General features: G+C 72.3%; 21 protein-coding genes. 8 read left to right on the forward strand and 13 right to left on the reverse strand.

What is annotated here, in order from left to right; genetic code table 11:
* Nucleotides 1-14 precede the first annotated feature (14 nt).
* Nucleotides 15-1,760, forward strand: a complete 1,746-nt coding sequence (gene treZ / locus ACZ5K7_RS02030; protein ID WP_468909365.1) for a malto-oligosyltrehalose trehalohydrolase — start codon at nt 15-17, stop codon at nt 1,758-1,760.
* A gap of 70 nt (nt 1,761-1,830) precedes the next feature.
* On the opposite strand, the gene ACZ5K7_RS02035 is transcribed toward treZ, so the two are convergent.
* The 6 genes from ACZ5K7_RS02035 to rox form a co-directional block, all read right to left on the reverse strand.
* Complete coding sequence (locus ACZ5K7_RS02035; RefSeq protein WP_468909367.1) at nt 1,831-2,775, reverse strand: aminoglycoside phosphotransferase family protein; 945 nt, start codon at nt 2,773-2,775, stop codon at nt 1,831-1,833.
* Between the two features lie 62 nt (nt 2,776-2,837).
* Nucleotides 2,838-3,968: an aminopeptidase P family protein gene (locus ACZ5K7_RS02040; protein ID WP_468909370.1), complete on the reverse strand. Its 1,131-nt coding sequence runs from the start codon at nt 3,966-3,968 to the stop codon at nt 2,838-2,840.
* A 215-nt stretch (nt 3,969-4,183) separates the two neighbouring features.
* Nucleotides 4,184-4,738 (reverse strand): PDZ domain-containing protein, encoded by a 555-nt coding sequence (locus tag ACZ5K7_RS02045; RefSeq protein ID WP_468909373.1) that lies wholly within the window; start codon nt 4,736-4,738, stop codon nt 4,184-4,186.
* 91 nt (nt 4,739-4,829) lie between these two features.
* Nucleotides 4,830-5,147, reverse strand: coding sequence for a hypothetical protein (locus ACZ5K7_RS02050; RefSeq protein ID WP_468909376.1), 318 nt, complete (start codon nt 5,145-5,147; stop codon nt 4,830-4,832).
* A gap of 17 nt (nt 5,148-5,164) precedes the next feature.
* Nucleotides 5,165-7,327 (reverse strand): germacradienol/geosmin synthase Cyc2, encoded by a 2,163-nt coding sequence (gene cyc2 / locus ACZ5K7_RS02055; RefSeq protein ID WP_468909378.1) that lies wholly within the window; start codon nt 7,325-7,327, stop codon nt 5,165-5,167.
* A 151-nt stretch (nt 7,328-7,478) separates the two neighbouring features.
* On the reverse strand, nt 7,479-8,930 hold the full coding sequence (gene rox, locus ACZ5K7_RS02060; RefSeq protein WP_468909381.1) for a rifampin monooxygenase: 1,452 nt from the start codon (nt 8,928-8,930) through the stop codon (nt 7,479-7,481).
* 309 nt (nt 8,931-9,239) lie between these two features.
* Between rox and ACZ5K7_RS02065 the strand changes: the two genes are divergently transcribed.
* Nucleotides 9,240-10,829, forward strand: coding sequence for a serine/threonine-protein kinase (locus ACZ5K7_RS02065; protein ID WP_468909384.1), 1,590 nt, complete (start codon nt 9,240-9,242; stop codon nt 10,827-10,829).
* A 103-nt stretch (nt 10,830-10,932) separates the two neighbouring features.
* On the opposite strand, the gene ACZ5K7_RS02070 is transcribed toward ACZ5K7_RS02065, so the two are convergent.
* Nucleotides 10,933-12,084 (reverse strand): damage-control phosphatase ARMT1 family protein, encoded by a 1,152-nt coding sequence (locus ACZ5K7_RS02070; RefSeq protein WP_468909387.1) that lies wholly within the window; start codon nt 12,082-12,084, stop codon nt 10,933-10,935.
* Nucleotides 12,085-12,137: 53 nt separating this feature from the next.
* Nucleotides 12,138-12,785: a ScbR family autoregulator-binding transcription factor gene (locus ACZ5K7_RS02075; protein ID WP_351710244.1), complete on the reverse strand. Its 648-nt coding sequence runs from the start codon at nt 12,783-12,785 to the stop codon at nt 12,138-12,140.
* Nucleotides 12,786-13,220: 435 nt separating this feature from the next.
* Here ACZ5K7_RS02075 and ACZ5K7_RS02080 point away from each other — a divergent pair, with 435 nt between their 5' ends.
* On the forward strand, nt 13,221-14,147 hold the full coding sequence (locus tag ACZ5K7_RS02080) for a lytic polysaccharide monooxygenase auxiliary activity family 9 protein (RefSeq protein ID WP_351710247.1): 927 nt from the start codon (nt 13,221-13,223) through the stop codon (nt 14,145-14,147).
* A gap of 17 nt (nt 14,148-14,164) precedes the next feature.
* Here ACZ5K7_RS02080 and ACZ5K7_RS02085 read toward each other — a convergent pair whose 3' ends face one another.
* Complete coding sequence (locus tag ACZ5K7_RS02085; protein WP_468909391.1) at nt 14,165-14,809, reverse strand: Tat pathway signal sequence domain protein; 645 nt, start codon at nt 14,807-14,809, stop codon at nt 14,165-14,167.
* 618 nt (nt 14,810-15,427) lie between these two features.
* On the opposite strand from ACZ5K7_RS02085, the gene ACZ5K7_RS02090 reads away from it, so the two are divergent.
* Together ACZ5K7_RS02090 and ACZ5K7_RS02095 are read left to right on the forward strand one after the other, a co-directional pair.
* Complete coding sequence (locus ACZ5K7_RS02090) at nt 15,428-16,126, forward strand: DUF6230 family protein (protein ID WP_351710253.1); 699 nt, start codon at nt 15,428-15,430, stop codon at nt 16,124-16,126.
* On the forward strand, nt 16,126-16,563 hold the full coding sequence (locus ACZ5K7_RS02095; protein ID WP_351710256.1) for a DUF6114 domain-containing protein: 438 nt from the start codon (nt 16,126-16,128) through the stop codon (nt 16,561-16,563). The genes ACZ5K7_RS02090 and ACZ5K7_RS02095 overlap by 1 nt, the downstream gene beginning before the upstream one ends.
* A gap of 123 nt (nt 16,564-16,686) precedes the next feature.
* Here the strand turns inward: ACZ5K7_RS02095 and ACZ5K7_RS02100 are convergent, their stop codons facing one another.
* The 4 genes from ACZ5K7_RS02100 to ACZ5K7_RS02115 form a co-directional block, all read right to left on the reverse strand.
* Nucleotides 16,687-16,812 (reverse strand): hypothetical protein, encoded by a 126-nt coding sequence (locus ACZ5K7_RS02100; RefSeq protein WP_468909395.1) that lies wholly within the window; start codon nt 16,810-16,812, stop codon nt 16,687-16,689.
* An 84-nt stretch (nt 16,813-16,896) separates the two neighbouring features.
* Nucleotides 16,897-17,163: a Sec-independent protein translocase subunit TatA gene (gene tatA / locus ACZ5K7_RS02105; protein WP_351710262.1), complete on the reverse strand. Its 267-nt coding sequence runs from the start codon at nt 17,161-17,163 to the stop codon at nt 16,897-16,899.
* Between the two features lie 140 nt (nt 17,164-17,303).
* Entirely contained in the window at nt 17,304-19,808 is a 2,505-nt protein-coding gene (gene mgtA / locus ACZ5K7_RS02110) for a magnesium-translocating P-type ATPase (protein ID WP_468909398.1), read from the reverse strand.
* Nucleotides 19,798-20,160 carry an ArsR/SmtB family transcription factor gene (locus ACZ5K7_RS02115; protein ID WP_351710267.1) on the reverse strand — a complete coding sequence of 121 codons (363 nt, stop codon included), beginning with the start codon at nt 20,158-20,160 and terminating at the stop codon, nt 19,798-19,800. The genes mgtA and ACZ5K7_RS02115 overlap by 11 nt, the downstream gene beginning before the upstream one ends.
* 172 nt (nt 20,161-20,332) lie before the next feature.
* Between ACZ5K7_RS02115 and ACZ5K7_RS02120 the strand changes: the two genes are divergently transcribed.
* From ACZ5K7_RS02120 to ACZ5K7_RS02130, 3 genes are all read left to right on the forward strand, one after another.
* A complete protein-coding gene (locus ACZ5K7_RS02120; protein WP_351710270.1) occupies nt 20,333-20,788 on the forward strand; it encodes a tellurite resistance TerB family protein in 456 nt (151 codons plus the stop codon).
* Between the two features lie 371 nt (nt 20,789-21,159).
* Nucleotides 21,160-23,682 (forward strand): ATP-binding protein, encoded by a 2,523-nt coding sequence (locus ACZ5K7_RS02125; protein WP_468909401.1) that lies wholly within the window; start codon nt 21,160-21,162, stop codon nt 23,680-23,682.
* 154 nt (nt 23,683-23,836) lie between these two features.
* Complete coding sequence (locus tag ACZ5K7_RS02130) at nt 23,837-24,073, forward strand: hypothetical protein (protein WP_351710276.1); 237 nt, start codon at nt 23,837-23,839, stop codon at nt 24,071-24,073.
* The last annotated feature ends 1 nt before the right edge of the window (nt 24,074 follow it).

The raw sequence follows: 24,074 nt of genomic DNA on the forward strand, positions 1-24,074 counted from the left end.
AAGGGGAACCGTCCGTGCAGTTCGAGGTGTGGGCACCGCAGGCAGACCGTGTGACGCTCCATTGCGGCGGCGCCGCGCGCGCGTTGGAGCGTGATCCGCGGCGGCCGGGCTGGTGGGCCGGGGAGGCGGACGCCGAGGACGGCACGCGGTACGGGTTCGCGCTGGACGACGGCCCGGTGCTGCCCGACCCGCGCTCGCGCCGCCAGCCGGACGGACCGGACGGGCTCAGCGCGGTCGTCGACCACGAGCGGTACGAGTGGCGTGCCGCGTGGCCGGGACACGCGCTGCCGGGCGCGGTGCTCTACGAGCTGCACGTGGGAACGTACACCCCCGAGGGCACCCTGGACGCCGCCGCCGGCCGCCTGGACCACCTGAAGGAACTGGGCGTCACCCACGTGGAGTTGATGCCGCTCTGCCCGTTCCCGGGCCGGCACGGCTGGGGGTACGAGGGGGTCTCCCTGTGGGCGGTGCACGAGCCGTACGGCGGACCCGAGGCGCTGAAGCGCTTTGTCGACCGGGCGCACGGACTCGGGCTCGGTGTCGTCCTGGACGTCGTCCACAACCACCTCGGCCCGTCGGGCAACTACCTGCCCGCGTTCGGGCCGTACTTCACGGAGACGCACCACACGCCCTGGGGCGCGGCGGTCAACCTGGACGCGCCCGGTTCGGACGAGGTGCGCGCCTACCTGGTGGGCAGTGCGCTGGCCTGGCTGCGCGACTACCGGATCGACGGACTGCGCCTGGACGCGGTGCACGCGCTGTGCGACACGCGTGCGTGCCACTTCCTGGAGGAGCTGTCGTCGGCCGTGGCCGGCCTGGCGGCCGAGTCGGGCCGGCCGCTGTTCCTCGTCGGCGAGTCCGACCTGAACGACCCACGGGTCATCACCGCGCGCGCGGAACACGGGCTCGGCCTGGACGCGCAGTGGAACGACGACTTCCACCACGCCCTGCACACCGCGCTGACCGGTGAGTCCCAGGGCTACTACGCCGACTTCGCGCGCGCCCCTCTCGCCGCCGTCGCCAAGACCCTCACCGGCGGCTACTTCCACGACGGCACGTACTCCAGCTTCCGGGGCCGCCACCACGGCCGGCCGCTGGACCGCGCGCGGGTGGCCGGGCACCGGCTGCTCGGCTACACCCAGACCCACGACCAGATCGGCAACCGCGCCCAGGGCGACCGGCTTTCGGCCACCCTCTCCCCCGGCCTGCTGGCCTGCGCGGCCACACTGACGCTCACGGCGCCCTTCACGCCGATGCTGTTCATGGGCGAGGAGTGGGCGGCGGGCACCCCCTGGCAGTTCTTCACCGACCACACGGACCCGGATCTGGCGGAGGCCGTACGGCGCGGCAGGCGGCGGGAGTTCGCGGCGCACGGGTGGGCCGAGGAGGACGTACCCGATCCGCAGGACCCGGCGACCCGGGACCGGTCCTGCCTGGACTGGTCGGAGCCGGAACGCGAGCCGCACGCGCGCGTGCTGACCTGGTACCGCCGGCTGCTCGTCCTGCGCCGCGAGCAGCCGGACCTCACCGACCCCGACCTCGCCGACACCAAGGTGGCGTACGACGAGGAGGCCCGCTGGCTGGCGTTCCGACGCGGTGACGTTCGGGTCGCCGTGAACCTGGGCAAGGAGCCGGCCGCGATCCCGCTGGGCACCGCCCGGGTGGAGGTCCTGGCCGCGTGGGACACCGTGACGCCACCGGACACGAACGGGCTGCTGCGGGTGCCGGGCGAGTCCTGCGTGGTACTGATCCAGGTGTGAGCACGCGCGTTCCGACGTATGAGGTGCACGCGCGCGCTGGGACACGCGTACGTCCGCACGCGCGCCTGCCCTACGTCTCCTCGTCCGCGTCGTCCTCCCGGAGGTCCGACACGCGCTCCAGCAGGATCGCCTCCCAGGCGCGCCGGAGTTGGGTGCGCAGCAGGGGCAGCGGGCTGTCGTCGCGGCCTTCGAGGCGGTCGGTGAGGCGGATGACGGTGTCGCAGCGGGCGAGCCACAGGCCGCGCAGGCAGGGGCGGGCGCCGTAGCCGGCCAGGGTGGCCGCGCGGACGGCCGCGCCGGAGCCGACCGCGAGGGCGAGCCCGGCGATGTCCTCGGCGGGGTCGCCCACCGCCGCCTCGGTCCAGTCGAGGACCCCGCGCACCCTGCCGTCGGCGCTGACCACCAGGTGCTCGCCCTTGAGGTCGTGGTGGACCAGCACGGCCGTACCGGCCTGGGCGGCGAGCTGGGCGGCGCCCGGCGAGGTGAAGTGGAGCAGGGGTGCGGGGTCGAACTCGTCGGCGACGGCGAGGCGTTCGGCGGCGGGCACGGCCATCCGGCGCAGCGCCTCCAGGGAGCGCGGCGGGGTGCGCGGCACGCCGAGCGTCTCGGCCTGCCGTACCGGCACCTCGCGCAGCCCGGTGAGCAGCCCGGCCAGATCGGCCTCGCCGACCGCGGAGACGTCGTGCTCCTCGGCCGTACCGCCGGCAATCGCGGTGTCCAGGGTGTAGGTCAGCCCTGGCGCCCACTCGCCGTGCGCGACGCCGGCCGGGACGGCCACGGGCAGGTGCGGACGGACCAGGTCGCGCAGGCGCAGTTCGCGGCGCTGGCGTGCGGCGGCCTCGCGGTCGGGCGCGAGGCGCAGCACATAACGCGTGCCGACCCACCAGGTGGAGTGCTCACCGCCCGCCACGACGGGCCGGATGTCGGGGCCCGGGGTTCCGGTCGCACTCTCTTTGAGCAGCGAACGGACCAGTCGGCGGACGGTGTCCGCGGTGGGTGTCGGTGCCTGGGTCATGGATCGCGCCGTCGCCGTTCGGGGTGGGGTAGGGCGAGAGGATACGCCCGGGGCCGGGTCGGTCAGCCCACTATGACCATCTCGCGGGTGGTGTTGTTGAAACGACGCCCGCCCTCCTCGGTCACCGTGACGATGTCCTCGATCCGCACCCCGAAGCGGCCGGGCAGATAGATGCCGGGCTCCACGGAGAAGCACATCCCGGGCACCAGCGGCTGCTCCTCGCCCTCGATCATGTACGGCGGCTCGTGCGTGGTGACGCCGATACCGTGGCCGGTGCGGTGGATGAAGTACTCGCCGTACCCGGCGTCGGTGATGACGGCGCGGGCGGCCCGGTCGACCTCCTGGCAGGCGACACCGGGGCGGACAGCCCGGAAGCCGGCCTCCTGGGCGGCGCGCACGATGTCGTGCACCTCGCACTCCTCGGCGGTCGGCAGGCCCACGTGCACCGTTCGGGTGGTGTCGGAGCCGTAGCCGTCCTTGAGGCCGCCGAAGTCGAGGACGACCATGTCGCCGTCCTGGATGACGCGGTCGCCGACCTCGTGGTGCGGGTTGGCGCCGTTGGGTCCTGAGCCGACGATGGTGAAGTCGACCTGCTCGTGGCCGAAGCCGCGCAGCAGGTCGGCGAGGTCGTGGCCGACGTCGGACTCGCGGCGGCCGGCGAAGGGAACCTTCCGGATCTCCTCGAACGTCGCGTCGGCAGCCGCCCCGGCGGCGGCGAGGAGTTCGAGCTCGGCCGTGTCCTTCACGGCGCGGAGCATGGGCAGCGCGTCGGTGAGGGAGGCGTAGGAGGTGTCGGGGAGCGTCTTCTGCAGGCCCAGCAGGTGCATGGCCCAGGCGTTGTCGCTGATACCGAAGCGGCCGTCTTCCGCGAGCAGGCCGGCGGTGACGGTGTAGGGGTCGATGCCGTCGGTCCAGTCCCGCAGGGTCAGGGCGGCCGAGCCGTCGGCCTTCTCGGCGTCCGGGGCCTCCAGGGTGGGGACGACCAGCACGGGGTCCTCGCCGGGGGTCAGGACGAGGAGGGTGAGCCGTTCGGTGACCGCGGTGGGGGTGTAGCCGGTGAGCCACACCATGTCGGGGCCGGGGGCGATCAGGAGGCCGGCGAGTCCGGCGTCGGCCGCGGTGTGCGCCGCGCGCGTCATGCGGGACTTGTAGTCGTCGGCGGTGAAGGGCGCGCCGGGTGCGGTGCCGGTCATCCAGGGCCTCCTTGCGCGGGTGAGGGGGCTGTAGTGGCCTCGGCATGCATCCTGCCGGGTGCGGCGTGGCCACGCGAGCCGGTTTGGGCAGAGCCGCCGTCGTGGGTTGCGGTTGCGCTGCCGGTGCGGGTGGGTGCGGCCGGCCGCACCCACCCGGCGGAGCCGCACATGTATACAGTCCCGCGCCCCTTGGGGGCGCTTCCGTGCGGGTGTTCTCAGGTAACGACCCCCGGCACCACCGTCAGCTGCTGGTACCCCCCGCTCTCGTGCCGCACCGTGAGCCTGGCCTCCTTGCCCGGGCTGGCCTCGGTCACCGCCCGGACCAGGTCGGCGGCGCTGTCGATCCGCCGGTCGCCGAGCTGGAGCAGTACATCGCCCCGGACCAGCCCCGCCGTGTAGCCCGGCCCCGGCACATGGACGCCCACCACCACCGCGCCCACCTTCTCGGCGTCCACGGCCTCCACGCCCAGGGTCGCGGCGACCGTCCGTGAGGCAGTCGGGGGCGCCGAGGGTGCGGGGCTCGGTTTCGTCGGCGGAGCCTGCTGCCGGAGCTCCGCCAGTCTGCTCATGCCGATCACCGTGGCGCCGACGGTGCCGATGCCGACCCCGCACAGCACCAGGACCGTGCCGACGATCAGGCCGAAGAGCAGGGACCTGACCCGCCGGCCGCGCCGGCGCACGGCGTGCGGGTGCCGGGCCGGGCCGGGTTCGGGGTCGTCCCGGCGTTCCTGACCTGGGATCGGCTTGGGACGCAAAGCGGTCTGTTCCATGGTTCGCCTCCAGCCGCAGCTCTACCCGGCGCACGCGGGCGCGACGAGACACGAACGAGTGAGACTGACCCGGGGTCAGGGGCGGGAAGTCTCAGCGCCCACCTGCACCTCGGGCCTCGCCGGGAAGGTTTGCCACCAGGTCCGCCGCCACCCCTACGGGTGTCCCGCCGTACACCAGTTCTACCCGGTGGACGAGCCGGGACGCGGTGGCCGGGATGTCGTCGCGGGCGAACACGCGCATGGTGACGCCCGCGGCGAGGACGGCGGGACCGAGCGCGGTCGGGGTGGCGGCGAGGGTACATCCGGTCGCGCCGGGGTCCCAAGGGCGGCGATCTGCTGGGAGACGGCGGACCGGGCGGAGCCATCGGAAGGGGCCCGCGCCGCCACCGGAGGCGATGGCACGGCTCACCGGTGGGTTGTACGGCGTCAGCCCACGGGGAGCGCCGGGGCGAGCGGGGGCCGGTCCGGCAGGAAGCCGTGGGCCCGGCGGGCCAGGTGGTCCGCCTTGTAGCGGTCGACCCGTTGGTGCCAGTTCAGGATTCCGGCCATCCAGTTCTGCAGATCGCGGACATAGCCGTCCATGGCCGCACGGGCCTCGGCCGTCAGCTCGAAGTCGTCGTACACGACCGGGAGTTCGTTGCCGACGACATGCTCGAACTGCTGCATCCGCTGGGTCATCAGGTCGTGCACGACCCGGAGCGCGGTCGGGTAGTCGACGCCGAAGAAGTTCTGGACGACGAGGATCGCGTTGTGGAACTCGCCCTCGTACTGGATCTCCTTCTGGTAGGAGAAGACGTCGTTGACGAGCATGCCGTAGTCGATGGCGGCGTTCTCCAGGGAGCGGACCGGGCCGCTGCGGTAGACCTCCGCAGGGATCGCGGGTCCCTGACCGCGGCGGGCCAGGCTCAGGGTGAGGTCGGAGCCGAAGGTGGCCCGGCGCATCTCCAGGAAGTCGACGGGGTCGGGGATGCGGTGCTGGAGCTGGTTGGACATCTCCCAGAGCCAGCTCTCGGTCATGCTGTCGACGGACTGCCGCAGAGCGAGCCGGTCTTCAGGGTTCATCCCGGCGGTCGTGCGGGCCCACAGGTCGATCAGGCCGCGCTCCATGCCGGTGGCCGGCACCGGGACGGGCTCGTCGGCGAGGGGCATGCAGGCGGAGAGCCGGGCTGTCGCGAGCCGGGCGCCGGCCAGGTCCCGCCGGGTGCCGAAGACCAGGGGGTAGTAGTCGTCCGCGTAGGTGCCCCAGGCCAGCCAGTCGGCGCTGAGGTCGAGTTCCTCGGGGGTGGCGTCCGGGTCGAGGCCGGCGGAGCAGAGCGCCAGGTCGGAGGCGGCGAGCTTGTCCTCGTCCCAGACGCCCTCGGCGAGCATGCCGGTGCCGTGCATCCAGGCGGTCAACCGGGGGCGGGCGGCGTCGAGGTGCGGGCTCAGCTCGACCTCGTAGGGCATGTGGAAGTCGGGCAGGAGGGAGGGCCCGACCTGCTGGAAGGGCACATGGGAGTAGGCCCGCAAGCGCTCCGCGGCGGCCGCGGCGAGCAGCGCCCCGACGTCGGCGGCGGAGGTGCCGGGTCCGGTGAGGTGCTGCCAGGGGGAGGACCGGGTGGCGCCCTGGTTCATGTAGCGGCTGGAGCGCATGTGCCACTCGTGGCCGCCGGACTGCCAGTCCTGCAGGCCCTTGGTGTAGGCGGCGATCGCGGCGGCCTGGTCGGGGGTGAGGCCCCTTTCGACGGCGAGGGCGGGCACTTCGGTGAGGGCGGTGTGCTCGAACTGGTGCAGGCGGGAGGTGAGGATGTCGTTGACCGTGTCGGCGGCCTCCTGGGTGGTGCAGTCGAAGAAGGTCTCCAGGACCAGCACGCCGTTGCTGTTCTCGCCCTCGTCCTCCACCTCGCGCTGGTAGGAGAACAGGTCGTTGCGCAGGTGGACGGCGTCCGCGAAGGTCTCCATCAGCACCCGCAGCGGCCTCGTCCCGGCGGCGGCCTCGGGCACCTCGGCCGTCGCGTACTCGACGAGCCCGGCCGACCAGGGGGCGCCGCCGACCTTGCGGCGCATCTCGATGTACTCGACGGGGTTGGCGATCCGCCCCTCGTTGATGTTGGCCAGCTCCCACATCGACTCGTTCAGCAGGTGCTCGGTGGCGACCGAGAAGCGGCGGCGCCAGTCGACCGACATCGACGGCACCGTGCGCGCCCACAGGTCGGCGAGGCCCGCCTCGACCGGGTTCCGCGGCTCCGGCACGGGCGTCGCGGGGTCGAGCGGCATGAACAGCGGGAGCCGGTCGAGGTGGGCCTTGCCGGCGGCGCGGTCCTGGGTGCGCTTGTACATGTCGAGGAAGTGGTCGTCGAAGAAGAACACCCACACGTACCAGTCGGTGATCAGCGACAGGGCGGGGCCGTCGCAGTCGGGGTGGGTGTAGCTGCACAGCAGGCCGTAGTCGTGTGCCTCCAGGTCGGCCTGCGTCCAGATCCCGGAACCCTCCAGCATGCCCATCCCACGGGCCCACTCGGTGGAATGGGCGCGGGCCTCCTCCAGGTGCGGGTTGAGCCGCGCGGGATACGGCATGTAGAAGTGCGGGAGTTCGAACGGCTGCGTCATGGCCGGGGCCCTACCCGTGGGCTCCGACGCCCATCCACCGTGGGGCACATGATCACACCATCGCGTGAACCGGGGCGGAATCCGGGAACTTCGGACGGCCTCTGTGGCGTCCGCCGCGTACCCCGGCCCGCCCCGGCATCCTCCCGGGTACTCAACCGGCGGCGGTCCCGAACCACTTGGGCAGCACGTCGAACAGCTCCCGCTGGTCCTCGCCGGCCCACGCCACATGGCCGTCCGGCCGCAGCAGTACGGCGGGCACGTCCAGTTCCTCGCCGGCGTCGACGACGTGGTCGACCCGGTCGGCCCAGCCCGCCACCGAGAGCAGGCCGGTCCGGTCGAGCAGCAGCCCCCGGCCCCCGTGCATCAGCGAGTAGAGGCGCCCCCGCTTCAGCTGGATGTCCCGGAGCCGCCGGCCGAGGAGTTCGTGCCCCTCGCCGAAGTCGTAGCGGACGGAGATCGCGGCGATCTTCTCGATGAGGTACCGGTTCACCTCTTCGAAGCCCATCAGTTCCGTCACCAGCCGGCGGACCGCCCGCGCACCCGGTTCGGCGGACAGCAGTTCGGTCTGCGCACGGGTGTTGTCGAGCACGGCGGCGGCCACCGGGTGCCGTTCGCCGTGGTAGCTGTCCAGCAGCCCCTCCGGCGCCCAGCCGCGCACCTCGGCGGCCAGTTTCCAGCCGAGGTTGAACGCGTCCTGGAGGCCGAGGTTGAGGCCCTGACCGCCGGTCGGCGGGTGGATGTGCGCCGCGTCACCGGCCAGCAGCACCCGGCCGTCCCGGTAGCGCTCGGCCAGCCGGGTGGCGTCGCCGAAGCGGGAGATCCAGCGCGGGGAGTGCACCCCGAGGTCGGTACCGGCGAACTCCCGCAGCCGCTGCCTGAACTCCTCAAGGGTCGGCGGCACCCTGCGCTCCTCGGACACCTTCACCGCGGGCACGATGACGCGGTGCACGCCGTTCTCGCGGGGCATGACGCCGAACCGCACGCTGGTCCGGCGGACTTCGGCCACCACGGCGGCCAGTTCCTCCGGCGGTACGGCCACCTCCAGCTCGGCCAGCCAGGTCTCGCTCCGGGCCGGTTCACCGGGGAAGCCGACGCCGAGCAGCCCGCGCACCGTGCTGCGGCCGCCGTCGCAGCCGACGAGGTAACGCGAGCGCAGCCGCGTGCCTCCCCCGCCGGCGGGCATGCCCGGACCGGCGAGTTCGACGGTCACCCCGTCCTTGTCCTGGCTCAGTCCGACCAGTTCACAGCCGCGCCGGATCTCGGCGCCGAGTTTCCCGGCGTGTTCGGCCAGCAGACGCTCGGTGGTGGTCTGCGGAATGCCGAGGACATAGGCATGCGCGGTGTCCAGCCGGTCGGGCCACGGCGCGGGAATGCCGGCGAAGAAACCGGGGGCCGCGAACTTCTCGCCGAGCGCGAGAAACCGCTCCAGCAATCCGCGCTGGTCCATTATCTCGACACTGCGCGCATGCAGGCCGAGCGCGCGGGACTGACCGGTCGACACCGCTTCCTTCTCCAGCACGAGCACCCGCACACCGTGCAGCCGCAGTTCGCTCGCCAGCATGAGTCCCGTGGGCCCGGCGCCGGCAATGATCACATCGAGCATCAAATTCCCCCATAGGAAAAGAAAGGCAGGCACACGTCACGGATCACTGATTTCCGCAGGTACCGGCTTCGGTCCGAGATTCTGCAACACCGACCGGGCCTTGCCGCAAGGCCCCCGGTGCGCTATAAGTTGAGAGTGGCAAGGAGCGGAAGAACTCCTTGCCTTTGCCTTTCTGCCGGTGCTTTTCCGCCGCTCGCTTCCGCCGCCCGCTCCGGACGGGCGTCCTCCCTCCGAAGGTTTCACAGGGCATCCTTTAGGCTGCCGCTGTTGGTCCATTCGCCGGATCAACGGATCAGGGGGCGGGGGCCGATGAACAACGCGACCGGGGTGTTCCAATCGCTGCGGGCGGACGATCCGCCGATGGTGGCCGGTTACCGGCTCGCCGCGCGGCTCGGCGCGGGCGGCATGGGCCGGGTCTATCTGTCGCACACACAAGGCGGCAGGCCGGTGGCGATCAAGGTGGTGCGGCCGGAGCTGGCCGACGATCCGGACTTCCGGCGCCGGTTCCGCAGGGAGATCGCCGCGGCCCGCCGGGTCCGGGGCGCGTACACCGCCGAACTCATCGACGCCGACGCGGACGGCATACCGCCCTGGCTGGCCACGCTGTACGTGCCCGGACCCGCCCTCTCCGACGTCGTCGCGCGGCGCGGACCGCTGCCGCTGCCGGCGGTGCTGTGGCTGATGGCGGGGGTGGCCGAGGCGCTCCAGGCCATCCATGGCGCGGGCATCGTGCACCGGGACCTGAAGCCGTCCAACGTGCTGCTGGCCTCGGACGGCCCGCGCGTGATCGACTTCGGTATCTCGCTGGCCGCCGACGCCACCTTCCACACCGCGACGGGCACCGCCATCGGCACGCCCTCGTTCATGGCTCCCGAGCAGGCGTCCGGAGGCGAGGTCACCCCGGCGACCGATGTCTTCGCTCTCGGCCAGACGGCAGCGTTCGCAGCGCTGGGCGAGCCGCTGTACGGAGACGGCCCGGCGGTCAACGTGCTGTACCGGATCGTGCACTCGAAGCCCGATCTCAGCCTGCTGCCCGAGGAGTTGCGTCCGCTGATCGCCCGCTGCCTGGATGCCGATCCGGAGCGGCGGGCCACCCTGGCGGAGATCGTCGAGTGGTGCCGGGGGCGACTGGGCCCGGACGCCGACGCGGGCGCGGGGCCGGCCGTGTGGCAGGAGCTGACCGGCCCGGAGCCGACGGTCCCCGCGCCGGTCGCCGACCCCACCTGGGCCTACCCCGTGCCCCCGGGCACGAGGCCGCTGCCGACGCCGCCGGCCGGGCAGCCGATGAGCCGCCGTCGTAAGGCGCTGATAGCGGCCGCCGCCGTGACGTCGGTCGTGCTGATGATGACGGCCGTGGTACTGATCGTCAGGGACACGGACAGCTGGGTCCGCCGGCAGGTCGAGGCGGCGTCCTCGTCCGGCACCTCGGGTTCGACGGTGTCCGGCAAGGGCGGCGCCGTCTCCTCGGGCGGTACGACCCGGGCGTCGTCGTCCCCGAGCGCGTCACCCTCGCCGCACACGGTGGCCTACCCCTTCCCCGCCGAGTTTCTCGACCAGAAGAACTCCGTCGACATCGATGCGCAGGCCGAGCGCAAGGACCGCAAGGGCGACGTCCGCTTCGTGTGCACCAAGGACGGCTGCTCGCTGGAGAGCCGGACCAGCGTGTTCGTCGACGTGCTGGGAGACCCGCGCGGCTCCCTGGAGGTGTGCCGTCAACTGCTCGGCGACGCCACCAGCCACCGCAGCACGCTGGCCTCGGTGGCGGCCGGAAGCGAGATCTGCGCCAAGGACCGCGACGGCGACATCGCCCTGTTCGTGGTCCAGGTGAAGTCGGACGCGCTGCCGGACAGCGGGGGCAGCTTCCTGATGGCGGACCTGACGGTCTGGCAGACGGGCTAGGGCCTGTCCCCTTGCCGGGCACCGCCGGGCGGGTCACCGTGGTCGTGTCCCCTGGAGCCGGCCGGGCCCGCCGAACGGCCGGTCTCCCACTTCGTCGACGGCATCAAGTCCCTTCCGGTGTCTGTGCGTTGACCTGGATCAGGGCGTGGGTTCCGGCCGTACGCCAGCGTTGCCCCTCGGCCGCGTCCAGGGCCGCCTCGGTGTCCGCGGCCAGGCCGGTGATCACGTCGGACTTGAGGGTGCGCAACGCGGCCACCGGACCCGGGAACCAGGCGGTGACCTCGGCGAAGGGAGTGGTCGGCGGCCAGAGCCGATCGCCCACCAGACGGCGGTAGTTGAGGTCGCCCTTGAAGATGGTGAGGTCGGCGGAGGCGAACTCGGCACGCAGGTCCCCGGGCATCTCGCTGTACGGCAGCGGGGCGCAGGAGAAGGGGTGGGCGCGCACGGTGAGCCGGCCGTCCGACAGCGCCGACCAGAGGATGCGGCCGTACCCGGCGGCCGCACCGGACGCCGCAGTGAGCCTGCGCAGGGCGTCGAGCACGTCGGCGGTCGTGGCGTCGGAGACGTAGTAGGGGTAGGGCTTGATGTGCAGGACCGCGTCCGCGATGCGCCCGGTGTCCAGGAGGTGCGCGATCAGCAGCAGGTCGGGGACGAGTTCACGGCCCGCGTTGTCGGCGACGAGGCACAGGGTGCCGCCCCGGAGCAGCGGCCAGAGGCCGGCGCTGTCGTCGGCGACGAGGGCGGAGACGGCCTCGCCGGACTCGGCGGAGAGTCGGAATCCGAGGTCGGCGCGGTTGCCCCAGAGGGAGCCGTGCAGCAGGGCGCGGTCGGGGTCGTCGTCGAGGGCGTCCAGCGCGGCCAGTTCCTCGTCGGTCTCCTTGGCGTCCAGCTCGGCGAGCTTGAAGGGCCGGAAGGGGTCGATGCCCTGCCAGGGGCCGGGGCCGAAGTAGCCGACGGCGTCCAGGAGCCGGCGGTAGAAGTAGCTCTCGGACCACAGCCACGGCACGTCGAACCAGGACTGCCCGAGGTAGCCGTCCAGGCCCCAGCCGCGCCACCGGTCGTCGTCGGGCAGGGGTTCGATGACGCCTTCGGTGCAGTGGTGCAGCAGCGCGTCGAGGGCACGGTGCTGTGCGGGGCCGTACGGGAAGGCGTCCCGCACCTGGCGGATGATCGCGGGGTGCCGTTCGGCCAGCACGCTGTGCGGGAACGGGCCGGTGGAGCCGAGGATCACGGGTGCGGCGGCGGAGTCGGGCATGGGCGCCACGCTATCGCGCGGGTCGCCCGGCTCCGCCGAACCGGCGGCGCCGGTCACGCCGTTCTGATCTCGCGCTCCAGCTGGGTGGCGAGGGTCATGTAACGGGCGCGCCGGTGCACCGGGACCAGGCCGCGGATCATCAGGTACCACATCTCCGCGACCCTGCGCGGCAGTCGTCCCACCGGCTCCAGGTTGCGGCCGGCCACCCGGGTGCCGACGAAGAAGCAGACCAGTGAGTGGGCGACCGCGCCGATGTCGATGTCCGGGTGGACGTCGGACTCCTTGACCGCGCCCTGGAGTTTGCGGGTGGCGAACTCCAGGCCCTCGGTGAACGGATGCCGCAGCGGCGGCCGTACGGTGACGTCCGCGGTGGCGAGCCGCAGTCCGGCACGCGGGATCGGGCCGTCGACGGAGAGCCGGGCGATCGCGAACGTGGTGCGCATCAGGGCCTCCAGCGAGGAGTAACCGCGGCTGTCCAGCTCCTTCACCAACTGGCTGGAGGTGCGCGACTGGAGCTCCATGATGGCGTGCGCCAGATCCTCCTTGGCGGCGAAGTGGAAGTAGAGCGCCCCCTTGGTGACCTTCGCGTGTTCGACGATCTCACTCAGACTGGTGGATTCATAGCCACGCCGGTCGAAGAGGTCGGCGGCGGCCGTGATGATCGTGGCGCGGGTCTGCTCCGCGCGTAACTGCCTCGCCATCGACTCAACACTCCTCACGGCTCCAAACCGACGGGGCATGCGGTTTGTTTTTTACCCCGTGCACACGATAGCTCACCGTGCGGGAACGAGGGGCAACCTGTGCGGACCTGGTGACGGACTCGTGCAAGTCGCGGGCGTGGCCCCGTGATCGGCGGCCACGCTGCACAAACGCACGAGATCAGAACACGCCACTCCCTCGTGTCCGTGCCGGTTTTTCGAAGGCGACGCGGGCGGCCGGGCGCACATCGGCGATCACCACGATACGAGCCGGACGGTTGGTTCTCAACGACGCCTGCGCTGCCCACAAATGGGACGACCCGGTCGGCGCCGCACACACCGCCGTGCCCTGTGATCAACCGCAGTGAACAGTACGCGCCCGCATCCCGTACTCACCTCAGCAGACCCCGTACCCGCGCCTGCCTAGGAGAGGTCCCGATGACCCGGACGACCGCCCGTCTGACGGGAGCCGCCGTCGCGGCTCCGCTGCTGCTCCTGTCGTGGGCGGCGGGCTCCGCCCAGGCGCACGGCGCACCCACCGACCCGGTCAGCCGGGTCTACGCCTGCTCCCCCAGCGGCGGCAGCGCGGCTACGGCGGCCTGCAAGGCGGCGATCTCGGCGAGCGGGCAGAACTTCGTGGCGTGGGACAACCTGCGGGTGGCGGGGGTCAACGGCCGTGACCGGCAGGTGATTCCGGACGGAAAGTTGTGCAGCGGCAACCTGCCGGCGTACAAGGGGCTCGACCTGGCGCGCGCGGACTGGCCCGCGACCCGGTTGACCCCGGGCGCCCGGATGACGATGACGTACGCCTCGACGATCGCGCACGCCGGCACGTTCAAGCTGTATCTGACGCGGCAGGGGTACGACCCGACGAAGCCGCTGACGTGGTCCGAGCTGCCCGCGCAGCCGTTCGCCGAGTTCAAGGACCCCGCGCTGACGAACGGGGCGTACCACTTCACGGCGAAGCTGCCCGCCGACCGGACGGGCCGTCAGATGCTGTACACGATCTGGCAGAACAGCAGCACGACGGACACCTACTACTCGTGTTCCGACGTGGTGTTCACGGCGAAGAAGGACGGCGGGGCGACGGCGAGCGCGCGCCCGCGGGCGAGTGCCGAGCCGACTCCGAGCGCTTCCGAGACCCCGGCTCCCACCGCCTCGAAGAGTGTTGCCGTCCCGACACGGCGGACGGCGGCGGCCCCGGTCTCCCCAAAGACCGGAACCACCGCCGCCGACAGCACTCCCGTGGCCTCCGACACGAGCTCGGGTTCGGGCCCGTCCGCGCCACTGCTGGCGGGCGGCGCCGCCGCGGTGCTGGTGCTCACCGGGGGCGCCGCCCTGGCGTTGCGCCTACGTCGACGCTGACGGCCCTTGCTGCAAGGTCAGTTGACGAAGACGGTGGCGCCGTTGTCGGTGACCGGGGCGTACTTGGCGGTGAAGTAGCCGGCGGAGGGGCAGAGGATGGAGCCGGAGGACTTCGCGAACGCCTGGCTGCTGAAGGCGAGGCTGTTGTCGGTGTTGGAGCTGGTACCGGACAGGCTCGCGGCCTGGTAGACGCAGGTGATGCTGCCCAGGAGGGTGGTCAGCTTCACCGTGGTCTGGATGGTCGAGCCGCTCGGCGGGGTGACCGCGACCGTGCCGTCCGAGGAGACCGCGGTGGTGTACGGCAGGTTGTCGACGGTGATGCTGGAGACGCCGGTCACGCCGGTCACGTTGCTGGTGCAGCTGCCGAAGGTCTGCGCGGTGGCCGACTCGGTGGCGGTGCCGGAGGCGGCCGGGTTGTCGGTGACCGTCGCGGTGAAGGTCGAGGCCGCACAGGTGATGCCGCTGGTGCTGGTGGCGCTGGAGTAGAGGGTGGCGGTGGTGCCGCTGGCCAGCGACGCGCTGAGGGTGTCGCCGACCGCGACGGCGGTGCCGCCGGCGCTGCCGGTGGTGAGCACGGCGCCGTCGGCGGAGGCAGGCACGGTGGCCGCGACCGAGAGGGCGACGACGGTACCGGCGAGGGCGAGAAGGGATCGCGTACGCATGCGGGTTGCCTCTTTCTTTGGGGGGTCTTGCGTGGGGTGAAGTGGGGGGTTGGGGGGGTGGGGGGCGCGGATGCGGCGCCGGCCGTTGCCGGCTCGTCACGCCTTCTCCGTACGTGACGGGCCGGCAACGGCAGCCAGGCCGGACACCGGCCGAAAGCCTGGGGGGGTTAGGCCTCCGGCCGGGCCGGTCAAAGGCGTTCGGGCACGATCCCTGGGGGGAAGCGACCGTGCCGACGCCGCTGAGCGGAGCGGTGATCGAAGAGGCCGGGAAGCGGTCGATGCCGCTCGGCGGATCCGGCGCCACGGATCCGAAGGAAACCAGGGAGAGTTCTAGACCTGATCTCCCGTCAACGTCAAGGCCGATCACGGGAGTTGAGAAACCGATCAAGGGAATACGAGGTCGGAACACAATTGACGCATATTCAACACCCTTTTTTCACAACTGCCTTGACCCATTAAAGTAACCGCCGGTAACTTGCGGCGTGGCTACTGCTGCGTAACCAGAAATCCCTTGCGTCCGCCGGGAGTTGCGAGGAGGCGTACGCGGCAGCCGCTGTCCGCGCCAGGACAACGTGCCACTGAAGCCCAACCCGCGTGACTTGATGCATGGGAGCAGACATGGCCTCGTCCCCGGACGTTCCGTCCGCCGACAACCCGCCTGAGAACCCGGGAAGCGGTTCTCTTTCCGACACACCAGACACCGCCGGGACCACCGGAGGGGGACAGAGACGGGGACGGGTCCGCGGGCGCCGCGCCGCGGTGATGGCGGTGCCGGCCACCCTGGCCCTCGCCGGCCTCGCGGTCCTGACCGCCCAAGGGGCGCTGGGGGTGACGCTCTACATCTCCGGCATGCCCTTCACCGTCACCGCCAAGTCGCTCGACGGCACCGGCTTCGAGCAGTTCGGCGCGCTCGACACCATGGCCGACGGCAGCCCGAACGCCGGTGACACCGGCGGCCAGGTACTGGTCGTCACCTCCGCGATCAAGAAGGCGACTCTGGACAGCCTGTGCCAGAGCGTCGACCTCGGCGGCACCAACCTGCTCATCAAGGCGGGCAGCGGCTCGTCGAAGGTGCAGGCGACCGATCTGACCACCGACTCGACCCTGCTGACGGGCGACGCGTCCTTCAACAACATCGAGATCGGCAACGACGCGAGCACACTCACCAAGGCCGGAGTCAAGGGCCCGCTGGGCGTCTTCAGCCAGCAGGCCGACACCGTGCACATCGACAACCTGCGGCAGACCAACTACAAGACCACCGCCGGGACGTTCACGCTTCCCGGCCTGAAGCTCAGCTTCAGCGACACGGGTTGCTGATGTCCGGCACAGACACTCCGAATGAGGGGTGGCGGCCCGCCTTCCGCGGTTGGCGGGCCCGTCGGCCGTTCTGGGGCGGGCTGCTGCTGACCCTGGGGGGCGGGTGGATCCTGCTCACCGAGAAGGCCTCGCTGAAGGTCGTCATCCATGTCGGCATGCAGGGCGTGGCGGGCTATCTGCTGCCGGTGGTGATGGTGGTGTGCGGCCTGCTGGCCCTCTTCAGCCCCTCGCAGCGCCTCTTCTACTCCGTCGTCGGCATCCTGTGCTCCCTGGGCAGCTGGGTCACCTCCAACCTGGGCGGCTTCTTCGTCGGCCTCGCCCTCGGGACCGTCGGCAGCTGCATGATCTTCGGCTGGCTGCCGGACCAGGAGCCGCGGGTGAGCCGGCGGCAACGGAAGAAGCAGGCGCGGGCGACGGACTCCGTGCAGGCGCAGTGACGTGTGCTCCACAGGCGAAGCGTCTTCCTGACGGTTGCTCCGCGGACGGCGCGCTCACGGGACCGGGAACCACGGCCTCCGCGCCCTCCCCGCCGGCCGGCGGCGGGGGATGCGGAGGCCGCTTTACGTGCACCACGACCAGGACCACCGCCCCGCCGTCCCGTCGACCACGCCGACCACGCCGACCAGGAACGCGAGCATCCCGACCGCGCACTCCCGCCAGGTGCCGTCGCGCCCGCCGGCGACCACCGGACACTGCTGCGGATCCGGGGCGGCCGTGCGCCGGGCCAGGGCGATCCGGAGGCTACCCGCGCAGCGCGGGGGCAGGAGGCGTCAGTTCGTGGTGACGGTCGGCTCGGTGGCCGTCCCGGGCCCCGGCTGCGCCGGCGCCGCGGCCGGCTCCGCCGCCCGCTGTACCGACGTCGGCTCCACGGGTGCCGCCGTGTCGTCCGTCTTCATCGCCTTCGCCTCGCTCTTGAGGATGCGCATCGACTTGCCCAGGGCCCGGGCGGTGTCGGGCAGCTTCCGGGAGCCGAAGAGCACGATGAAGACGATCGCGACGACCAGCAGATGCCAGGGTTCGAGTCCGTTGCGGAACATGACCGCCCCCTCCCTTTCTCACGTTGATCCGTGCCGGCGGAGGGTGCTTCACGCGCCCGGCCGAGCAGCGACGATTGCTACATTGCGCAACTGTACAACCCGGGCCGGGCGGCGGTGTTCCTGACACGGCCCCGTGATCGCTACGGCAGGCGCCGGTCGTGGCGTGCCCGCACCGCCCTCAGGGCCAGGGCGTACAGCGCCAGGACGGCGGCGAGCAGCAGCGGGCAGGCGGACGGCAGCCCGGTCATGCCGAGGGCCGCGCCCAGGGGGCTGGGCGGGAGCAGCAGGCCGACGGCGGCGAGCGCGGCGGCGGCCCGGCCGACGGGCCCGGGCCGGGTGCCACCGCGCAGCAGGAACATCGCCAGGGCCTGGGTGAGCAGGTTCTCGGTGAACCAGGCCGAGTGGAAGACCGCCTGGTCGTCGAGGGCGTCGGGGCCGCGCAGGGCGAGCGCGAGCACGCCGAAGGTGGCGAGGTCGGCGATCGCGTTGAGCACGCCGAAGCCGGTGATGAACCGCAGGAAGGCACGCGGCCGCAGCACGGTCGGGCGGCGCAGGGCCGCACGGCCGGGGCGGTCGTGGGCGAAGGCGAGCTGGGCGGCGTCGAAGCAGAGGTTCTGGACGAGCACCTGGGCCGGGAGCATCGGCAGGAAGGGGAGCAGCAGACCGGCACAGAGCATCGCGATGACGTTGCCGAGGTTGGAGGAGAGGGTGACCCGCAGATAGGAGGCGATGTTGGCGCTGCTGTGCCGGCCGGCGGCGACGGCGTGCCCGATCGCGCCGAGGTCCTTCTCGGCGAGCACGACGTCGGCGGTCTCGCGGGCGAGGTCCACGGCCGTGCGGGGCGCGATCCCGACGTCGGCCGCGCGCAGGGCGGGGACGTCGTTGACGCCGTCGCCGAGGAAGCCGACGGTGTGCCCGGCGGCGCGCAGCCCGCTGACGATACGGGCCTTGTCCTCGGGGGTGCAGCGGGCGACGACGACAGCGTCCAGGTCGAGGGGATCACCGGCCACGGTCACCCGCTCCCCGTCCAGGCCGAGGTCCCGGCAGGCGCGGGCGGCCGTGGCGGGGTGGTCGCCGGTGAGGACGCGGACGGCGATGCCGAGGCCGGTGAGGTCGCGCAGGGCCTCGGCGGCGCCGGGGGCGAGGGCGTCCCGGAAGGTGACCAGACCCCGGAAGGTGAGGCCGCGTTCGTCGGCGGCCGTGTAGGGGCGGGTGCGGGCGGGTGCTTCGGCGGTGGCGACGGCGAGCACGCGCAGCCCGGCGCCGGCCTCGCGGGCGGCGAGGGCGAGCAGGCGTCCGTGTTCGGTGGGGTCGAGGTCGCAGCGGGCCAGTACGTCCTCGATGGCGCCCTTGGTGACCAGGACATGGGTGCCGAGGCGGCCGGCGACGACGGCGGTGGCGGTGCGCCGCCCGGGGGCGAAGGGAACGGCGCCGATGCCGTCGTACTCCTCCCCCACCGGGCCGGCCGCCGTGAGCAGGGCCTCGTCCAGGGCGTCGGCGGCGGGCAGTTCGGCGAGCTGGAGGGTCCACCAGGCGCCGACGGCCGCCCAGCGCAGCACCTCCGGATCGTCCTGCCCGTCGGGACCGAGGGCGCGTTCGACGACGGGGCGGTCCTGGGTGAGGGTGCCGGTCTTGTCGAGGCAGATGACGTCGACCGCGCCGAGGTCGTGCAGCGCGGGCAGCCGTCGTACGACGACCCGGTGGGTGCGGGCGAGCAGGGCGGCGGCCCGGGCCAGACAGGTGGTGACGATCACCGGGAGCATCTCGGGGGTGAGCCCGACGGCGACCGCGACCGCGAAGGGCAGCGTCTCCAGACCCCGGCCGCGCAGCGCGGCGTTGGCCATGAGGACCAGTGGCGGGGTGAGCAGCATGAACCGGATCAGCACCCAGGAGATGCCGTGCACGGACCGGTCGAAGGCGCTCGCCGCCCGCCGCCCGCCCGCCGTGCTCTGCGCGGCGGCGAACCGGGTCCGCTCTCCCGTCTCCACGACGACCGCCGTGGCACTGCCCGAGGCGACCCCGCTGCCCTGGAAGCAGAGGTACGGCTCCTGGAAAGGGCCCGCGTCGGCCGCGTAGCCCGCGTCAGGGACCTCGGCGGCGGCCTTGGCGACGGGCGCCGACTCACCGGTGAGCACGGCCTGGTGCACGGTCAGCCCACGGGCGCGCAACAGGCGTACGTCGGCCGGGACCAGGTCGCCGGGGCCGAGCCGTAGGACGTCGCCGGGGACCAGCTCGGCGACCGGGACCTCCCGGGCCCGCGGTGCCGCCTCCTCCCCCGTGCGGCGGAGCACGGTGGCGGTGCCGGCGACGAGTTCGCGCAGGGCGGCCAGGGAGCGGTCGGCGCGGTGTTCGCCGGCGGCGCGCAGTCCGCAGCTGACCGCGACCAGGGCGAGGATCACGACGGCCGTGCCCCAGGAGGCGACGGCGGCGGAGACCAGGCCGAGGGTGAGCAGGACGGCGGTGAACGGGTCGCGCAGGGCCCGGGCGCAGCGCAGCGGCCAGGAGGCGGTGTGCGGAAGGGGCGGGGTGTTCTCGCCGGCGTCGGCGAGCCGGGCCGCGGCCTCGGCCTCGGTCAGCCCGCGCGGTCCCGTGTCCAGCCGGCGCAGCACCTGCAGCGCGGTGGCGGTCCTGCCCTCAGAGACCACGGAGGTGGCGGGGGGCCGGGAGTTCGGCGCCGGTCGTGCGGGCGGTGAGGCGGCCGACCAGGAGGCGTACGACGTCGACCACGTCCGGGTCGTCCACCAGGTACACCTGGCGGCGGCCCTCCCGGCGGGAGCGGACCAGGCCGGCCAGCTTCAGCTTGGTGAGGTGCTGGCTGACGGCGGGCAGCGCGCCGCCGACCCGCTCGGCGAGGCCGGTGACATCGCTCTCGCCCTGCGCCAGCGCCCAGACGATGTGCAGCCGGGCGGGCGAGGCGAGCAGCCCGAAGGCCGCGGCCGCCTCAGTCAGGACGTCCGCGGAGGGGTCGTCGTGGCCGCTGCCGGGCGCTGTCGCCACTGTCGTACTCCTCCTGTCCACCGCGTCGAGGGGACCCGTTCCGGATCGAAGGGACCAGTCTAGGACGCGGGAACTTCTCGGCTTCCACGTCAGTTTCTACGTTGTTGTAGAAGTAAATTCTTGGGCAAGCAAGACTCTTGGCAAGCACATACCGACCGAGGAGTGAGTGCGCATGGCTCTGTGGGACCGCATCAAGGACTCCGCGACGCAGATGCAGACCCAGCTCGTGGCGAAGAAGAACGACTTGAAGAGCGGTGCGTTCCGCGATGCGAGCATGGCGATGTGCGCGCTCGTGGCCGCTGCCGACGGCACCATCGATCCGGCGGAGCGGCAGCGGGTCGCCCAGCTCATCTCCACCAACGAGGTGCTGCAGAACTTCCCGGCGGACGACCTGCGCCGCCGTTTCGAGGAGAACCTGAACAAACTCACCGCCGACTTCGCCTTCGGCAAGGTGAGCGTGCTCCAGGAGGTCGCCAAGGCGAAGAAGAAGCCGGCCGAGGCGCGTGCCGTCATCCAGATCGGCATCGTGATCGGCGGCGCGGACGGCGACTTCGACAAGACCGAGCAGGCCGTGGTCCGCGAGGCCTGCTTCACCCTCGACCTGCCGCCGCACGAGTTCGACCTCTGACCGTCCGCCAGGTGTGAGGGATGGGGCGCGCTCGACGTCTCGGGCCGCGCACCCATCCCCGCCCGCACACCGACGGAGGGTCCTGTCCCGTCACTCCGGGAAGCCCCGGCACCTCGCCGTTCGATCAGCGTTCGATGCATTTTGGCCGATGGCGCACTCTCCGGTGCGGGCCGCACGCTGGTAGTCGGGCCCGGGACAGAGTTCGTGAGGTGGTGCGGGATGGATCCGATCAGACCGGTCGCGTCCACGGCGTCGGGGGGAGCCACGGCGGAGGCCGGGTGGATCGAAGGCGTCCGGCGGCCCGCCCCGCCGCCCGGCGCCCGGCAGAAGTGCCCCGGCGCGGTCGTACAGGTGACGCGGACCCGAGCGTCATGAGCGACGACAACGCCTCCCCCCGACGGATCCGGCAGGAGGTCCACGCGGCAGGGGAGGGCACCACCGTCGTCGCCGGGCACATCACCACGCAGAACATCAACACGACGACCTCCGCCGGGCCGCCCCCCGCTCCCACCGCCCTGCACAGTCTGCCGCCCGACCTGGCCGACTTCACCGGCCGCGACAGCGAGCTGCGCCGTCTGCTGGAGGCGGCAGGGCCCCAGCGTGTCCTGTCGGTCCACGCGGTCGACGGCATGCCCGGTATCGGCAAGACCGCCTTGGCCACCCATGTCGCCCACCGGCTCAGGGAGCAGTACCCCGACGGTCAGCTCTTCGAGGCCCTGCACGCCCACACGCCCGGTCACCGGCCGGCCCGGCCGACCGATGTGCTGGCCGACCTCCTCACCCGGCTCGGCATCACGGCCCAGCAACTGCCCGCCACGCTGGAAGGCCGTCAGGCGCTGTGGCGGGACCAGACCGCCGGCAAGCGGCTGTTGGTGTTCCTGGACGACGCCGTGGGCCATGCCCAGGTGGCCCCGCTGATTCCCAGCGGCTCCGGCTGCCTCACGCTGATCACCAGTCGCCGTCGGCTGATCGGGCTGGACAGCGCGCTCTCCCTGTCTCTGGAGGTCCTGCCCGTCCACGAGGCCGAAGCCATGTTCCGCCGGCTGGCCCGCCGCCCTGTCGACGCGTCCGCCGCGGCGGCGCTGCGCACCCTCGTGGAACTGTGCGGCTGCCTGCCGCTCGCCATCGCGCTGCTGGCCGGCCGCTTCTCCCGGCACGACTCATGGACGCTCCCCTGGCTCGCCGGGGAGTTCGCCGACACCCAGGACCGCCTCGGCGAACTGCGGGCCGGCGATCGCCCCGGCGACCTCGCCGTCCGGACCGCGTTCGCCATGTCCTACGAGGGCCTGCCGCCGGAACGGCAAAGAGTCTTCCGCTTCCTGAGCCTGCATCCCGGGCTCGACACCGACCCCTACGCCGCCGCCGCGCTCAGCGCCCTCCCTCTCGCCGACGCCCGCTGGCAGCTCGAGGAGCTGTACACCGACCACCTGCTGGACGAGACGGCGCCAGGACGCTTCCGCCTCCACGACCTTCTCCGTGCCTACGCCCGCGCCCTCGGCGAGCAGAGCGATCCCGTCCACGAACGCGCGCGGGCTCTGGAACAGCTCCTGGACTACTACGAGCACACCACGCACACCGCCGACAGCCACCTGCGCTCCGCCCAGTCCCCTCGGCCCCTGCCGGTGCCACCCCCCGCCGCGATGCCCGCCCTGCCGCACAGACGCGCCGCTCTGACCTGGCTGCGTGCCGAACGCGCCAACCTCCTCGCGTGTCTTGACGACATGCGCGAGGACGCATCCCGCACGATCCGTCTCACCGTCGCCCTCACCTCGTTCCTCCGCCTGGAAGGCCCATGGGCCCAGGCCGCCGGCCTCCTCCAGCGAGCCGCCACCGCCGCCGGGCACATCGGTGACCGGGCCGCCGAGGCCGACGCACTCGTCGCCCTGGGGGCGGTGCGGTTCCTGACCGGGCACTATCCGCAGGCGATCCATGCCCATGAGCGTGCGCTGACGCTGTACAACGACCTGGGCGACCGGCACGGACAGGCCAACGCCATCTACAACCGCGGCCATGCCCTGCTGGCGACCGGAAGGTTCGACGAGGCGGAGGAGGAGTTCCGGACGGCGCTGGCCCTGTACCGGAAGGTGCGCGACCGCCGTGGCCAGACCAACGCGCTCTACCGCCTGGGCGAGCTGCACCTGACGACCGGGGACTTCCGCGCGGCCTCCCCCGTGCTCGAAGAGTGCCTGAAGCTGTGCCGAGAGTACGGCGACGCGTCCGGAGTGGCACTGGCGTCTCTGGGTCTGGCGCGCGTGGGCCTTGGCACCGGGGACCTCGAGACGGCACTCCGTCTGCTGCAGAAGGCCCGGGCCGACGACGAGGAGAGCGGTTTCACGATGGGGCTGGCCGCCACGCTGGATCACCTGGGTTCCGTGCACCGCGCGGCAGGCCGGTTCGACGAGGCGATCGCGCTGCACCACCGTGCGCTGTCCCTGTTCCAGGACTTCGGCCATCGCAGTGGGCAGGCCAACACCCTCCATCACCTCGGCGAAGACCACTTCTCGATGGGCGAGTACGGAGCGACGGCCCCCTTGTTGGAGGAGTCGCTCGCCCTCTTCGTGGAGCTGGGCGACGGGCAGGGACAGGCCGAGGTGCTCAACAGCAAGGCGGCCCTGCTGGCCGCGGTCGAAGGGCCGGCGCGGGGTCTCGGTCTCTATCAGGAGGCCCTGCGGATCGCGCTCTCGGTGCACGGTCACCTCGACGAGGCCCGCGCGCTCACCGGGGCGGCGCGCTGCCAGGCGCAGCTGGGCGAGCGGGCGGCGGCGGTGCGGAACCTACGGCGGGGAGTCGACATCCTCCGCCGCATCGGCTCCGCCGACGCCGGAGCCGCAGCCGCTCTTCTGGCCGAGCTGGAGGGACACGGTCCGGACGAACCCGCCGCCGTCCGCGGCTAAGGAGGTGCCTAGGCCGAACGGCGCCTTGTCGCGGCTGCGCCCGGCGTGCAGTATGAAAGCGCCCGGCTGCCGATACGTCTGCGAACCTCCGTGCGCAGCAGTGCAGTTCGCGAGACATGAGTCACCTAGACGCGCACGTCCGAGGGGAGCGTCCGTGGACGCAGACATGGCGAAGCGGCTCGCCCGGCTCGGTACGGGCGCCCCGATCCGCGAGGTCGGCACCCCGTGTGAAGCGAACGCGTCCGACTCCGCCGCGCTGTTCGTCGCGGGCCGGCTGGTCGAGCGCAGGCGCGTTCCCCTGGACCGCTGCACCCTCCAGGACGAACGGGCCGTGCACCGGGCGATGTCGACCGGTGATGTGGACATTCCCGGTTTCAATTCGTTCCTCTGAG

The sequence above is a fragment of the Streptomyces sp. NPDC031497 genome, assembly GCF_055580905.1.

Coding starts and splice junctions, on each gene's coding strand:
- ACZ5K7_RS02125 (WP_468909401.1), top strand. CDS start 21,160: ATGAGCGACGACAACGCCTCCCCCCGACGGATCCGGCAGGAGGTCCAC.
- ACZ5K7_RS02070 (WP_468909387.1), bottom strand. CDS start 12,084: ATGCCCGACTCCGCCGCCGCACCCGTGATCCTCGGCTCCACCGGCCCG.
- cyc2 (WP_468909378.1), bottom strand. CDS start 7,327: ATGACGCAGCCGTTCGAACTCCCGCACTTCTACATGCCGTATCCCGCG.
- ACZ5K7_RS02035 (WP_468909367.1), bottom strand. CDS start 2,775: ATGACCCAGGCACCGACACCCACCGCGGACACCGTCCGCCGACTGGTC.
- ACZ5K7_RS02085 (WP_468909391.1), bottom strand. CDS start 14,809: ATGCGTACGCGATCCCTTCTCGCCCTCGCCGGTACCGTCGTCGCCCTC.
- rox (WP_468909381.1), bottom strand. CDS start 8,930: ATGCTCGATGTGATCATTGCCGGCGCCGGGCCCACGGGACTCATGCTG.
- ACZ5K7_RS02040 (WP_468909370.1), bottom strand. CDS start 3,968: ATGACCGGCACCGCACCCGGCGCGCCCTTCACCGCCGACGACTACAAG.
- ACZ5K7_RS02090 (WP_351710253.1), top strand. CDS start 15,428: ATGGCCTCGTCCCCGGACGTTCCGTCCGCCGACAACCCGCCTGAGAAC.
- ACZ5K7_RS02095 (WP_351710256.1), top strand. CDS start 16,126: ATGTCCGGCACAGACACTCCGAATGAGGGGTGGCGGCCCGCCTTCCGC.
- ACZ5K7_RS02045 (WP_468909373.1), bottom strand. CDS start 4,738: ATGGAACAGACCGCTTTGCGTCCCAAGCCGATCCCAGGTCAGGAACGC.
- ACZ5K7_RS02080 (WP_351710247.1), top strand. CDS start 13,221: ATGACCCGGACGACCGCCCGTCTGACGGGAGCCGCCGTCGCGGCTCCG.
- ACZ5K7_RS02075 (WP_351710244.1), bottom strand. CDS start 12,785: ATGGCGAGGCAGTTACGCGCGGAGCAGACCCGCGCCACGATCATCACG.
- ACZ5K7_RS02120 (WP_351710270.1), top strand. CDS start 20,333: ATGGCTCTGTGGGACCGCATCAAGGACTCCGCGACGCAGATGCAGACC.
- ACZ5K7_RS02065 (WP_468909384.1), top strand. CDS start 9,240: ATGAACAACGCGACCGGGGTGTTCCAATCGCTGCGGGCGGACGATCCG.
- tatA (WP_351710262.1), bottom strand. CDS start 17,163: ATGTTCCGCAACGGACTCGAACCCTGGCATCTGCTGGTCGTCGCGATC.